This window comes from Micromonospora krabiensis, from assembly GCF_900091425.1.
Classification (GTDB): domain Bacteria; phylum Actinomycetota; class Actinomycetes; order Mycobacteriales; family Micromonosporaceae; genus Micromonospora; species Micromonospora krabiensis.
The window spans coordinates 5,953,719-5,966,497 of the sequence record NZ_LT598496.1; the positions used below are offsets into that span (position 1 = coordinate 5,953,719).

The 12,779-nt window shown below is 73.4% G+C and carries 11 protein-coding genes; 8 read left to right on the forward strand and 3 right to left on the reverse strand.

Annotated features, from left to right (window positions below; translation table 11 throughout):
- The first annotated feature begins 10 nt into the window (after positions 1–10).
- Positions 11–670, forward strand: a complete 660-nt coding sequence (gene nucS / locus GA0070620_RS27380; protein WP_091599449.1) for an endonuclease NucS — start codon at positions 11–13, stop codon at positions 668–670.
- Positions 671–696: 26 nt separating this feature from the next.
- Here nucS and GA0070620_RS27385 read toward each other — a convergent pair whose 3' ends face one another.
- Positions 697–2,193: an aldehyde dehydrogenase family protein gene (locus tag GA0070620_RS27385; RefSeq protein ID WP_091595572.1), complete on the reverse strand. Its 1,497-nt coding sequence runs from the start codon at positions 2,191–2,193 to the stop codon at positions 697–699.
- A 253-nt stretch (positions 2,194–2,446) separates the two neighbouring features.
- Here GA0070620_RS27385 and GA0070620_RS27390 point away from each other — a divergent pair, with 253 nt between their 5' ends.
- The 7 genes from GA0070620_RS27390 to GA0070620_RS27420 all read left to right on the forward strand — a co-directional run bounded on the left by GA0070620_RS27390 (position 2,447) and on the right by GA0070620_RS27420 (position 8,858).
- A complete protein-coding gene (locus tag GA0070620_RS27390; protein WP_091595574.1) occupies positions 2,447–2,869 on the forward strand; it encodes an FHA domain-containing protein in 423 nt (140 codons plus the stop codon).
- Between the two features lie 85 nt (positions 2,870–2,954).
- Positions 2,955–4,019: an alpha/beta fold hydrolase gene (locus GA0070620_RS27395; RefSeq protein WP_091595576.1), complete on the forward strand. Its 1,065-nt coding sequence runs from the start codon at positions 2,955–2,957 to the stop codon at positions 4,017–4,019.
- A gap of 143 nt (positions 4,020–4,162) precedes the next feature.
- On the forward strand, positions 4,163–5,953 hold the full coding sequence (locus tag GA0070620_RS27400; protein WP_091595578.1) for a 3-hydroxyacyl-CoA dehydrogenase family protein: 1,791 nt from the start codon (positions 4,163–4,165) through the stop codon (positions 5,951–5,953).
- 42 nt (positions 5,954–5,995) lie between these two features.
- A complete protein-coding gene (locus GA0070620_RS27405; RefSeq protein WP_091595579.1) occupies positions 5,996–6,490 on the forward strand; it encodes a SigE family RNA polymerase sigma factor in 495 nt (164 codons plus the stop codon).
- Positions 6,487–7,638 carry a serine/threonine-protein kinase gene (locus GA0070620_RS27410; protein WP_091595581.1) on the forward strand — a complete coding sequence of 384 codons (1,152 nt, stop codon included), beginning with the start codon at positions 6,487–6,489 and terminating at the stop codon, positions 7,636–7,638. The genes GA0070620_RS27405 and GA0070620_RS27410 overlap by 4 nt, the downstream gene beginning before the upstream one ends.
- 16 nt (positions 7,639–7,654) lie before the next feature.
- A complete protein-coding gene (locus GA0070620_RS27415; RefSeq protein WP_091595583.1) occupies positions 7,655–7,981 on the forward strand; it encodes a hypothetical protein in 327 nt (108 codons plus the stop codon).
- A 67-nt stretch (positions 7,982–8,048) separates the two neighbouring features.
- Positions 8,049–8,858 carry an alpha/beta hydrolase gene (locus tag GA0070620_RS27420; protein ID WP_091595585.1) on the forward strand — a complete coding sequence of 270 codons (810 nt, stop codon included), beginning with the start codon at positions 8,049–8,051 and terminating at the stop codon, positions 8,856–8,858.
- 6 nt (positions 8,859–8,864) lie between these two features.
- Here the strand turns inward: GA0070620_RS27420 and GA0070620_RS27425 are convergent, their stop codons facing one another.
- Both GA0070620_RS27425 and GA0070620_RS27430 read right to left on the reverse strand, forming a co-directional pair.
- Positions 8,865–10,091, reverse strand: a complete 1,227-nt coding sequence (locus GA0070620_RS27425) for an AI-2E family transporter (RefSeq protein ID WP_091595587.1) — start codon at positions 10,089–10,091, stop codon at positions 8,865–8,867.
- Positions 10,092–10,425: 334 nt separating this feature from the next.
- On the reverse strand, positions 10,426–12,690 hold the full coding sequence (locus GA0070620_RS27430; RefSeq protein ID WP_091595589.1) for a coiled-coil domain-containing protein: 2,265 nt from the start codon (positions 12,688–12,690) through the stop codon (positions 10,426–10,428).
- Positions 12,691–12,779 lie beyond the last annotated feature (89 nt).

The window sequence follows — 12,779 nt, forward strand, 5'->3', positions numbered from 1 at the left end:
CCCTCGTCGGGTGCGGTTGGTGATTGCGAAGTGCTCGGTGGACTACGTCGGACGGCTCTCGGCCCACCTGCCGCCGGCCACCCGGTTGCTCATGGTGAAGGCGGACGGGTCGGTCTCCATCCACGCCGACGACCGGGCGTACAAGCCGTTGAACTGGATGAGCCCGCCCTGTCGGCTGGAGGAGGCCCCCGGGGTGTGGCGGGTGGTCAACAAGGCCGGCGAGGAACTGCGGATCACCCTGGAGGAGATCTTCCAGGACACGTCGTACGAGCTGGGCGTCGACCCGGGACTGCGCAAGGACGGGGTCGAGGCACACCTCCAGGAGCTGCTGGCCGCCAACCCGGAGACCCTGGGTGAGGGGTTCACGCTGGTCCGCCGCGAGTACATGACCGCGATCGGGCCGGTGGACCTGCTCTGCCGGGACGCCGACTCCCGGTCGGTCGCCGTGGAGGTGAAGCGGCGCGGCGAGATCGACGGCGTGGAGCAGCTCACCCGCTACCTCGAGCTGATGAACCGCGACCCGCTGCTCGCGCCGGTCACCGGCGTGTTCGCCGCCCAGGAGATCAAGCCGCAGGCGCGGGTGCTCGCCACCGACCGGGGCATCCGCTGCGTGGTCGTCGACTACGACAAGCTGCGCGGCATCGAGCGCGACGAGCTGACCCTGTTCTGACCGACGCCCTGCCGTGCGGAGGCGGGTCAGCGCCCGTACATCAGCTTGACGGCCTTGACGAGCCGGGCTACGTCGGCGGGGGTGCGCTCGAAGGTCATCGACGGCAGCAGGGAACGGGCCCGACGCCGTGTGATCGACTTGGGTCGGCCGAACTCGCGCAACCCGTCCTCGCCGTGGATCCGGCCGAAGCCGGACTCGCCGACACCGCCGAACGGCAGCGTGGACATCCCGGCGAACGTCAGGGTCGAGTTGACCGACGCCATCCCGGAGCGCAGCCGCCGGGCGATCGCCACCGCGCGGCGCCGGCCGAAGACGGAACCACCCAGGCCGTACGGTAGGGCGTTGGCCCGCGCGAGCGCCTCCTCGGCGTCGCGTACCCGGTTGATGGTCAGCGTGGGCCCGAAGGTCTCCTCGCGGACGGCGGCCGACTCCTCGGGAACGTCCACGAGGACGGTGGGCCGGACGTACGGCGGCTGCACCGCCTCGGCGCCGCCCAGCACGGCCCGGCCACCCCGCGCCAACGCGTCGTCGATGTGCCGGCGGATCACGTCCACCTGCGCCGGCATGGTGATCGGCCCGATGTCGGTGCCCTCGGGGCCGACGGTGAGCCGGCCCGCCCGGGCGACCACCTTGTCGACGAAGGCGTCGAAGACCGGCTCGACGGCGTAGACCCGCTCGATGCCGATGCAGGTCTGCCCGGCGTTGGTCAGCGCGCCCCACACGCACGCCTCGGCGGCGGCGTCCAGGTCGGCGTCCGCATCGACGATCATGGCGTCCTTGCCGCCCGCCTCCACGAGCACCGGGGTGAGGGACTCGGCGCAGGCGGCCATCACCTTCTTGGCCGTGGCCGTCGACCCGGTGAAGGCGACCTTGTCGACGCCGGAGCGGCAGAGGGCGGCGCCCACGTCGCCGAGCCCGTGCACGGCGGTGAACACGGGGTGCTCAGGCACCACCTCGGCGAACGTGTCCACCAGCCACTGACCCACGGCCGGCGTGTACTCGCTCGGCTTGAGCACGACCGCGTTGCCGGCGGCCAAGGCGTACGCGGCGGAGCCGATCGGCGTGAAGACCGGATAGTTCCACGGGCCGATCACGCCGACGACGCCGTGCGGCTGGTATTCGAGGTGGCCGGAGAACTCGGCGAGGATCAGCCGGGACCGCACCCGGCGTGGACCGAGCACCCGCCGGGCGTTGCGGGCGGCCCAGTCGATGTGCTCGACCGCGGTGACGACCTCGACGACGGCGTCGGCGACCGGCTTGCCGCCCTCGACGTGCACCAGCTCGGCGAGCTGCTCGATGCGGCGGGCGACCAGCGACCGCCAGCGGAGCAGCCGCTCCCGACGGGCGGCGAAGCCCAACCCGGCCCACCACTGCCCGGCGGCGCGGGCCCGGTCGACGGCCGCCGCGACCTCGGCCGCGCTGGCGACCGGGAAGCGGCCGGCCTCGGCCCCGGTGGCCGGGCTGGTGGAGACCAGCAGGCCGTCGGAGACGAACGGGGCGCCGGGGACATGCACAGCCGTCATGGCGGAAGTCTAGACCCGAGCATTACTCATCGGTAGGCCGCTGGCCGGTCGAAATGTCCGACCACCGGCGCGTCCCGCAGCCTCCGCCGGGACCTGGCGGGACCATGGACCGACCGGGCCGGGCCGCCCGAACCGGGGAGCGGGAGCTGTCCGCCCGGGGACGCGAGGTGACCGCGTGGCCGTGGAGCGCGACTACCGTCTGATGGCAGGCTGACGCGCGGGGTGACGGCGTGGGGTGGAGGGCTGAGGGTCCATGGAGGAGCGTCACGAACTGCTGCCGTTGTTGACGGTTGCCGGCGGTCCGATGCGGGGTGCGAGCTTCCGGCTGCGCCCGGCGCCGCAGGTGATCGGGCGTGCGCCCACGGTCGACGTGGTCGTCCACGACCCGCACCTCAGCCGACGGCACGCCGAGGTCTGGCTGGCCCCCGAGGGTGCGTCGCTGCGGGACCTGGGCTCGACCAACGGCACCTGGCTCAACGACCGGCGGATCGTCGACGTCGAGCAGCTCGCCGACGGCGACGTGATCCGGCTCGGCCGCACCGAGCTGCGCTTCTTCGACCCGGGGGTGGCGCGTACCGACCCCGTCGGGCTGAGCTTCGGCCTGATCCGTCGGGACCAACGCCCGACCCTGCCGCTGCCGGTACCGCTGACGAGCCCGCCGACCGCCGTCCGCTGACCGGCGGTCGGCCACACCGTCGCGCCGCCTCGGGTGGGGACCACCCACATGGACCGGCGCCGGGCGGGATGGCAGCATCCCGCGGATGGAGACCGAGCAGCGGATCGTCACGGCCAACGGCATCACCCAGGCGGTACGGGTCGCCGGGCCGCCGGACGGCGTACCGGTGCTCCTCGTGCACGGCAACTGCTCCTCCTCGGCGTTCTGGGAGCCGCTGGTGCGGCACCTGCCGGGCACGCTGCGCGTGGTCGCACCCGACCTGCGCGGCTACGGCGACACCGAGACCGCCCCGGTGAACGCCACCCGAGGGCTGCGCGACTTCGCCGACGACGTGGCCGCCCTGCTCGACGACCCCACCCTGTTCGCCGACGCCGATGCGCGCCCGGTGGTCGTCGGTCACTCGCTCGGTGGCGGCGTGGCCATGCGCCTGCTCGTCGACCACCCGCACCGGGTGGGCGGGCTGCTGCTCTCCGCGCCGGTCTCCCCGTACGGCTTCGGCGGCACCCGGGACCTGGCCGGCACGCCCACCACGCCCGAATTCGCCGGCACCGGCGCGGGCACCGCCAACCCCGACTTCGTCGCCCGGCTCGCCGCCAAGGACCGGGGCGAGGACGCCCAGACGAGCCCGCGCAACGTGCTGCGGGCCGCGTACGTGGCGGACCCCGCCGCCCTCGGCGAGGACGAGGACCTGCTGCTCGACAGCCTGCTCTCCACCGCCACCGGAGACGACAACTACCCGGGCACGGCCGTCACCTCGACCAACTGGCCCGGCACGGCGCCCGGCGAGCGGGGCGTGCTCAACGCGCTCGCGCCGACGTACTTCCGGATCGCCGACGAGCTGGTCGAGGTGCCGACGAAGCCTCCGGTCACCTGGGTACGCGGCGACGCCGACGTGATCGTCTCCGACACCTCGCTGTTCGACCTGGCGTACCTCGGGTCGCTGGGCGTGGTGCCCGGCTGGCCCGGCGCCCAGGACTGCCCGCCCCAGCCGATGGTCGGCCAGACCCGGGCGGTGCTGGAGCGCTACACGGCCGCCGGTGGGAGCCACCGCGAGGTGGTGCTCCCGGGCTGCGGGCACAGCCCGCACCTGGAGCGGCCGGCGGAGTTCGTCGCCGAACTGCTGTCCCTCGCCACCGTTGCGGCGGCCTGACGCCGCCGCACCTGCCCGAACGGGGCGCGGTGGGTGAAATATGCCACGGCGTCTCGACAACCGAGCGTCACGTGGCAGACTCGCGCGTAACCTTAGCGGCCGTTCAAGCGGCCGTGCGGAGCAGCCTGTTGGGGAGGCCGGTCGTGGCGCGCGAGTTCACCAGCGTTGGCGTCGTGGGGCTGGGCACGATGGGTGCCGGCATCGTCGAGGTGTTCGCGCGCAACGGCCTGGCGGTCGTCGCCGTCGAGATCTCCGAGGGGGCGCTGGAACGTGGCCGCACCAACCTCACCGGCTCCACCGACCGGGCGGTCGCCAAGGGCAAGCTCGACCCGGCCGACCGGGACGCGCTGCTCGGCCGGGTGACCTTCGCGGTCGGCCTCGACGCCCTCCACTCGGTCGACCTCGTCATCGAGGCCGTCCCCGAGCACCTGGACCTGAAGCAGCGGATCTTCGCCGAGCTGGACCGGGTCTGCAAGCCCGAGGCGATCCTCGCCACCAACACCTCGTCGCTGAGCGTCACCGAGATCTCCGTCGCCACCACCCGGCCCAACCAGGTCATCGGCATCCACTTCTTCAACCCCGCCCCGGTGATGAAGCTGGTCGAGGTCGTCCGCACGGTGGTCACCTCGGCCGACGTGGTCGCCGACGTGGAGGCGCTCTGCGCCCGGCTCGGCAAGGTCGACGTCACCATCAACGACCGCGCCGGCTTCATCGCCAACGCCCTGCTCTTCGGCTACCTCAACCACGCCGTCGGCATGTTCGAGGCGCACTACGCCAGCCGCGAGGACATCGACGCCGCCATGAAACTCGGCTGCGGCCTGCCGATGGGGCCGCTCGCGCTGATGGACCTGATCGGCCTCGACACCGCGTACGAGATCCTCGACACCATGTACCGGCGCGGCGGGCGGGACCGCCGGCACGCCCCGGTGCCGCTGATCAAGCAGATGGTCACGGCGGGTCTGCTCGGCCGCAAGTCCGGGCGGGGCTTCTACACGTACGAGCGGCCGGGCTCCCCGGTCGTCGTACCGGACGAGGCGACGCCGGTGGCCACGGGCGCCACGCTCGCCGACGGCGCCCGCGCCATCGCCAAGGTCGGCGTGGTCGGTTCCGGGACGATGGCGACCGGCATCATCGAGGTCTTCGCGAAGGCCGGCTACGAGGTGGTGTCGGTGACCCGCGGCGCGGAGAAGTCCGCGAAGGTCTGCGACGCCGTGAAGACCTCGCTCACCAAGGGCGTGGTGCGCGGCAAGCTGAGCGAGGACGACCGGGACGCCGCGCTCGGCCGGATCACCTGGTCGGCCACCCTCGACCACCTCGCCGACGTCGACCTCGTGGTCGAGGCGGTGGTCGAGGAGCTGAGCGTGAAGAAGGCGCTCTTCGCCAGCCTCGACGAGATCTGCAAGCCGGGCGTCGTGCTCGCCACGACCACGTCCTCGCTGCCGGTGATCGATGTCGCGATGGCCACCCAGCGGCCCGCCGACGTGGTCGGGCTGCACTTCTTCAACCCGGCCCCGATCATGCCGCTGGTCGAGGTGGTGCGGACCATCCGGACGTCTCCGGAGACCACCGCCACCGCCCGGGCGGTGTGCGCCGCGCTCGGCAAGACCGCCGTGGTGTGCGGGGACCGCTCCGGGTTCATCGTCAACGCGCTGCTCTTCCCGTACCTCAACGACGCGGTGAAGATGCTGGAGGCCAGCTACTCGACCGCCGACGACATCGACCACGCCATGAAGCTCGGCTGCGGCTACCCGATGGGCCCCTTCGAGCTGCTCGACGTGGTCGGTCTGGACGTGTCGCTGGCCATCCAGCGGGAGCTCTACCTGGAGCTGCGCGAGCCGGGCTTCGCCCCCGCGCCACTGCTGGAGCACCTGGTCACCGCCGGCTACCTGGGTCGCAAGACCGGTCGGGGCTTCCGGGACCACACCCACCGCTGATCCGGGTCAACGCCCAGCGTCGCCGGCCGCGTCTGTAAGGACGTGACCTTCGAGGAGTACGTCGGCAGTCGCGGCCCGGCCCTGTTGCGCCTGGCCCGGTTGCTCACCGGCGACGAGCACCGGGCCGAGGACCTCACCCAGGACGTGCTCGCCCGCGCGTACGTGCACTGGCGGCGGATCGTCCGCACCGAACGGCCCGACGTGTACGTGCGCCGGATGCTGGTCAACGCCAACACGTCGTGGTGGCGTCGCCGCTCCAGCCGCGAACTGGCCGTCGACGCCTTCGCCGAGCGCCCGCAGCGCGGCGACCTCGGTGGCGAGGCGGCCGACCGGGACGAGATGTGGCGGCTGATCCTCGGCCTGCCCGACCGCCAGCGGGCGGTCCTCGTGCTTCGCTACTACGAGGACCTGGACGACGCCACCATCGCGCAGATCCTCGACTGCTCGCCGGTCACCGTCCGCACCCACGCGATGCGGGCGCTCGCCAATCTCCGGGAGCGCTGCGGCGTCCCGACGACGAACGGGAGCCGACGGTGACTGGTCTCGACGAGCGGATCGTGCGGGCACTCCGGGAGAACGCCGACCGGCCCGTGGACGCCGAACGGCTGCTGACGGCCGCGGTGAACGGGGGACGGGCCCGTCGGCGCCGTCGGCGGGCGGTGCTGGGTGCCGCGCTCGGCGTCGCGGTTGCGCTGGGGGCCGGGGGAGTGGTCCTGCGTACGCCCTCGGCGGCGCCGCCGACTCCGGCTGTGACGCCGAGCCCGGCGGTGGTCACGCCGCCCCGGGCCACGGGGGTGCCCGGGGCGGCGGCCCGCCCGGAGCTGGTCGGCACCGACGCGGGGGTGCTGCACTACGGGGTGGACCCGGCGGTGGCGGAGGTGGTGGCCTGGCGCTCCGCGACCGGTGTCGAGAGCATGCGACTGGACCTCGGGGGCGGCCGGCAGGCGATGGTCGTCGTCGCCGCCGACGCCTTCGTGGCCGAGACCGGCGACCCCGCGCAGCTCCGCGACGTCGGCGTGGGCCGGCTGAGTACGGGGACCGCGGACGACGACCGTGCCCCGTCCGGCCGCCCCGACTACGCCTCCCTCTATCGGGGGCTGGCGCACCGGCTCGACCAGGTGACGAACGGCTGGGTGCTGCGGTGGCAGCCCGTCCCGGGCCTCTACGCCCGGGTCGCCACCACCGGCGACACCGCCGCGGAGGCGCGTCGGGCGGCGACGGCGCTGCGCTTCGACGAGGCGCGTCGCTGCGTCGCGCCGATCCGGTTGACCGCGCTTCCCCCGGGTGCGCGGATCACCGAGTGTGACGTGTCGGCGCGGACCCTGGCCTGGCCCCGCGTGCAGACGTCCTCGGGGAGATCGACTCCGACGCCGATGCCCGTCGTGCCCGCGGATGAGACCAGTGTGACGCTGCGGATCGCCCTCAGCGGCGACGCCACCCTGCCGGTGCGCCTGGACCACTCCCCGACGATGGGCGAGGAGCGGAACACGGCGAACCGCACCATCGGTGGCCGTCCCGTCTTCGACATGGGTGACTTCTGGCACGTGCTCGGCATCCCGCACACCCTGCTGTCGATGGGCTGGGAGAACCGCTGGGAGCGGTCGCCCACCCTCGCCGAGGTCACCACGGTCATCGGCGGCCTCCAGGTGGCCGACGACCTTGGCGAGGCCGCGACCTGGGAGTGACCGTAACCTTGGGGACGTGAGTCCTCGTCGTAACCGTCCCCGCCGGGACGACGCCGCCCACGTGGACGCGGAGCGGGCCCGTCAGGGCGTCGAATCCGTGCAGCAGTGGCGCGACGGCGAGTGGCAGGTACGCGGAATCAGCGGCGGCTCGTCGGTCAAGACCTACCGCTGCCCCGGGTGCGACCAGGAGATCCGCCCCGGGGTCGCGCACGTGGTGGCCTGGCCGGCGGACGGGCGGGGTGACCTGACCGACCGCCGGCACTGGCACAGCGGCTGCTGGCGGGCGCGGGACCGGCGCGGGCCGGTGGTGCAGCGGGGGCGCAGCGCCCCCCGCTACGGCTGAGCGATCTGGATCACGTCGTTTGCTCCCCGGGCGGGCGGCGGCGGCGAGTTCGGGCCAGACTTGAGCGGTGAGCACTCCGATCCGCGCGTCGTCCATCCTCCCCGGCCACCGGGAGGACATCGAGCTGCACACGGCCGACGGGCTGCGGCTGGTCGGTGAGCTGGCCCGGCCGGTGGACCGGGAGCCGGTGGCCACCCTGGTCTGCCTGCACCCGCTGCCCACCCACGGCGGGATGATGGACAGCCATGTGTTCCGCAAGGCGGCCTGGCGACTGCCCGCCCTGGCCGACGTCGCGGTGCTCCGGTTCAACACGCGGGGCACCAGCAGCGTGCGCGGCACCAGCGAGGGGGCGTTCGACAACGCGGTCGGGGAGCGCTTCGACGTGGCCGCCGCGATCGAGTACGCCGAGTTCCACGAGCTGCCGAACGTCTGGCTCCTCGGCTGGTCCTTCGGCACCGACCTGGCCCTCAAGCACGGCTGCGACCCAGCGGTGAGCGGCGCGATCCTGCTCTCCCCGCCGCTGCGCTACTCCAAGCCGGAGGACCTGGCGCAGTGGGCACGCTCCGGCCGTCCGCTGGTCGCGCTGGTGCCCGAGTTCGACGACTACCTGCGCCCGGAGGAGGCCCGGCAGCGGTTCGCCGCGGTCCCGCAGGCCGAGGTGGTGGGGGTGCCGGGGGCGAAGCACCTGTGGGTCGGTGACGCCGAGCGGGTGCTCGACGAGGTGGTCCGGCGGGTCAACCCGGCCGTCCCGCTGCCGCTGCCGACGACCTGGGACGGCCCGATGGAGACCGGCGACGTCAGCGCGTACGCCGACCGCACGGTGGCCTCGTTCGCGGACCGACCGGTGCCGGGCCCGCCGCAGGCGAAGGCCGGCTGACCGGGGTCACCGCGACTGCTGTCGGGGCAGCACCACCTCGCGCAGGATGAGTTGGATGGCGGCCACCGTCGGAATGGCGATCAGCGCGCCGACCACGCCGATGAGGGCGACCCCCAGGAGCGCGGCGAGCAGGGCGGCCACCTCGTTGACCTGCACCGAACGGCGCATCACCTTCGGGTAGATGAGGTAGTTCTCGACCTGTTGGTAGACGAGGAAGAACACCACGCAGGCGATGCCGGCCGACAGGTCGGTGGCGAAGCCGACGAGACTCACGATCACCGCGCCGAGGGTGGCGCCGATCTGCGGGATCAGGTCGGTGACCGCGACCACCACCGCCAACGCGATCGGGTAGGCCAGCCCGACGATCAGCGCGAAGATGAACGTGCTCAGCCCGGCCAGCACCGCGATGGACAGCGCGCCGACCATGTAGGCGCCGACCTTGGCCAGGATCTCGTCGCCGATCAGCTGCACCCGCTCGCGGCGGGACCGGGGCACCAGGGCGTAGCCGAGGGCGCGGAGCCGGTTGAAGTACGCCAGGAAGTAGATGGTCAGCACCAGCACCGTGAGGATCCGGAAGATGGTGCCGAAGATCAGTTGAGCGCCGCCGAGCACCCCGCCGAGCGCCCGGCTCACGGTCTCCGCGTTCACCGCGCCCTGCACCCGCTGCACCAGGTCGTACCGCTCGACGAGGTCGTTGACCGTCTCGTTGCGGCGCAGGTCCTGCACCAGGTGCGGTAGCTGTTCGAGGAACTGGCCGGACTGGGTGACGATCGGCGGCACCAGCGCCACCACGCCGCCGCAGAGCAGCAGCACCACGGTGAGGGCGACCACGGTGACGGCGAGGCCGTGCGGCAGGCCCCATTTCCGCAGCCGGGCCACCGCCGGGTTGAGGCCGATCGCGAGGAAGAGCGCGATGAGGACCAGGACCAGGATGCCGGCCGCGTTGCGGACGCCGAGATAGAGGGTGTACGCCGACAGCACGCCGAGCGCCCCGGTGAAGCCGAGCAGGAAGCTGTTGCGGCGCAGTGGCCGCCCGGGCGGCCCGAACCGCCCGGTGCCGGCGCCCGGGGGCGGGTCGAACGGTGCGGTCGACGGGTCGTCCGCCGGCGGGTCGTGCGGCGTCGGCTCCGCGTGCGGGGCAGGGGTGTGCCGTCGTGCGCGGGCCGGCTCCGGGTCGGGATGCTCCCCGTCCCCCTGGTCCGGTCCGTCGGCCCTCGGCCCGTCCTGCGTCACCAGATCCTCCGGTCAGGTCCCGCGGCGAGGCCGCCCATCCCTCGGCCGGCGCGTCGCTGCGCACCGACCCTGCCCGAGACTACTGGTCCCCCTGTCCCGAAGCATCCGCTCCCACCGACAGCCGGGCCGCCCTCGTCACCGCTTCTCGCGCACACCGTGGTCGGCCGCGGCGCCACGGGGCAGCGACGCGGCGGAGTCGGGTCGGAGGACCGAGTCCGACGACGGCGATGACTCCGCGGCATATTAACGACGCGGAGTCATCGCCCTTGTCTGTCGCTGTCTCCCGGCGGCGAGACCGGTGGTGGCGAACACCGGAGGGGCCGAGCGGGCGCCGTCACTCCTTCTCGACGGTCACCGTGTTGGGCTTCGCGGCGCGCTCGTCGGTGGTGGGCTTGCTGGGCCGCTTCCCGTTCTCGCCGGTGCTCTTGATCTTCGTGGGGGTCGCGCCCCGCCCACCCTCGCCGGGCACGGCGGCCACCGTCGGTTCGCCGTCCGCGGCGGCGCCGGGGGCCCCGTCGTCCACCGTGGTCACCGGCTCGGCCACCGGCCGCGCCGTCGGCTGGCCGGCGTCCTTCGAGTCGCCCTCGGCCTTCCCGGCCGCCGGGGAGGCCCCGGCGGGCTTCGTCGCCGTGCCGGCGGGAGCCGCCGCGCCGACGGGCTGGGGCGTGCCGTCGCCGGGCTGCGCCTTCGTGACGGCAGGCGTCGCCGCGCCCGACTGTCCCTTCGCCCCGACCGGCGTGCCCGCGCCGGGCTGCGCCTTCGGGTCACCCGGACGGGAACCCACGGCCGGCTTCGCCGTCGGGCCACCGCCCGTGTCCTTCCCGGCGTCGACCGGCCGGGCCGCCACGGCCGGTCCGGCGGCCGAGGCGGGGCTGACCGCGCCGGCCGGCGGTGGGGAGGTGGGACCGTCCCCACCGGGCACGGCCAGCGACTGCAGGCGCAGGTCGGCCAGCTTCCGCTGAAGCTCGTCCGACTCCTGCCGGGACTTCCAGGTCTCCTGCCGCAGGTCGGCGAGCTGCTGCTGCGCCTGGGCGATCTCCAGCATCACCTGGGCGAGCTGCTGCCGGCCGGCCGCGACCTCCTGCTGCGTAGCCGCGAGGTGCTGCTGGGTGGTGGCGAGGGCCTGCTGGGTCGTCGCCGCGTACTCCTCGAACTGCCGCCGGGACGCCGCGACGTGCTCGTCGGCGGTGCGCCGCTTCTCGCTCGACTCGGTCTCCGCCTGGCGCAGCAGCTCGGTCGCCTGCTCCTCGGCCTGCTGACGCAGCGTCGCCGCGTCCCGCTCCGCCGCCTGGCGGACGCGGTCGGCGCCCTGCTCGATCTCGTTCTTGCGGGCCGTGTACTCGGCCTCCAACTGGTCCCGCCGCGAGGTGAAGGAGGTCTCCAACTCCTCCTTGCGAGCGCGGAACTCCGTCTCCAACTCCTTGCTGCGGGAGGTGTGGCCGGTCTCCAGCTCCTGCTGGCGAGCCTTGTACTGCTTCTCCAACTCGTCGCGGCGCTTGGCGAACTCCTGGTCGGCGGTGGCGCGCCGCTGGGCGAGCTCCCGGTCGGCGGCCTCGCGACGGGAGTTCACCTCCTTCTCCACCCCGGCACGCCAGGCTCCCAGCTCCTGCTGGGTCTGCGCCCGCGACTGCTGCACGTACGCCTCGGTCTCGCTGCGCATCCGCTGCACGTACGCCTCGGTCTCGGCGCGGCTGCGCTTGGCCGACTCGGCGGCCTGCGTGGTCAGCCGCTCCGCCTCCTGCTGGGCCTTCGCCCGCGTGGCCCGACCCGCCATCGAGGCGTCGTCTATGATCTGCTTGGCCTCCCGCTGCGCCTTGGCGTGGGTGGCCCGACCCGCCTCGGTGGCCTGGTCGACGAGGCGCTTGGCCTCCTGCTGGGCCTTGGCGTGCACCTCCTTGGCGGCGTCGCGCAGCTGCGTCGCCTCCTGCTGCGCCTTCGCCAGGGCCTCCTTGGCCGCCTCCCGCAGCTTCGTGGCCTCCTGCTGGGCGCGGGTGTGGATCTCCTTGGCGGTCTCCCGCAGCTGGGTCGCCTCCTGCTGCGCCCGGGTCAGCTCGTCCTGGGCGGTGCGCCGCAGCTTCGCGGCCTCCTCCTTGGCCGTGCGCAGGGCGGTCTCCGACTCGGCCTTGCGGGCGGCGGCCTGCCGCTCCTCCTCGGCCCGCCGCGCGGACAGGGCGATCTCGAAGTCCTTCAGCGCCTTCTCGGCCTGCTCGCGCGCGTCCTCGATGATGTGCTCGGCCGCGGCCCGGCGGGAATCGATCTCGTCGTTGGCGACGCGGAGGATGTCGTCGGCCTGCTCCTCGGCGAGGCTGAGGATCTGCTCGACGCGTGGGCCGAGATGCTTGAACGAGGCTCGGTCGACCACACCGATCTGCTTGCGCACCTGGGCCAGATCCCGTTGCAGGACCTCCACCTGGCCGGCGAGTTTGTGGATCTGTGTGTACGCCTGCTCCCGCTCGGCGGCGAGCGTCGCGATCTCGTGCTCCGCACGCGCGACGTACCGATCCACCTGCTTCTTCTCGTACCCCCGCAGAGCGGACTCGAAGCTGGGCTCCGTGGCCACGTCCCCGCCGAGAGCGAACAGTTCCTCGCCGTGCGACATGCCCTCATCCTCACACGCAACGGCCCCTGCTGGGGCGATACGGACGCCCCTGTTGGGACCTACTTCACTCGGGTCGTACCGGGGGATAT

What these genes read in the sequence shown, in the direction of transcription:
- GA0070620_RS27385 (WP_091595572.1), bottom strand. Translation starts at nt 2,193, where the DNA reads ATGACGGCTGTGCATGTCCCCGGCGCCCCGTTCGTCTCCGACGGCCTG.
- GA0070620_RS27390 (WP_091595574.1), top strand. Translation starts at nt 2,447, where the DNA reads ATGGAGGAGCGTCACGAACTGCTGCCGTTGTTGACGGTTGCCGGCGGT.
- GA0070620_RS27395 (WP_091595576.1), top strand. Translation starts at nt 2,955, where the DNA reads ATGGAGACCGAGCAGCGGATCGTCACGGCCAACGGCATCACCCAGGCG.
- GA0070620_RS27430 (WP_091595589.1), bottom strand. Translation starts at nt 12,690, where the DNA reads ATGTCGCACGGCGAGGAACTGTTCGCTCTCGGCGGGGACGTGGCCACG.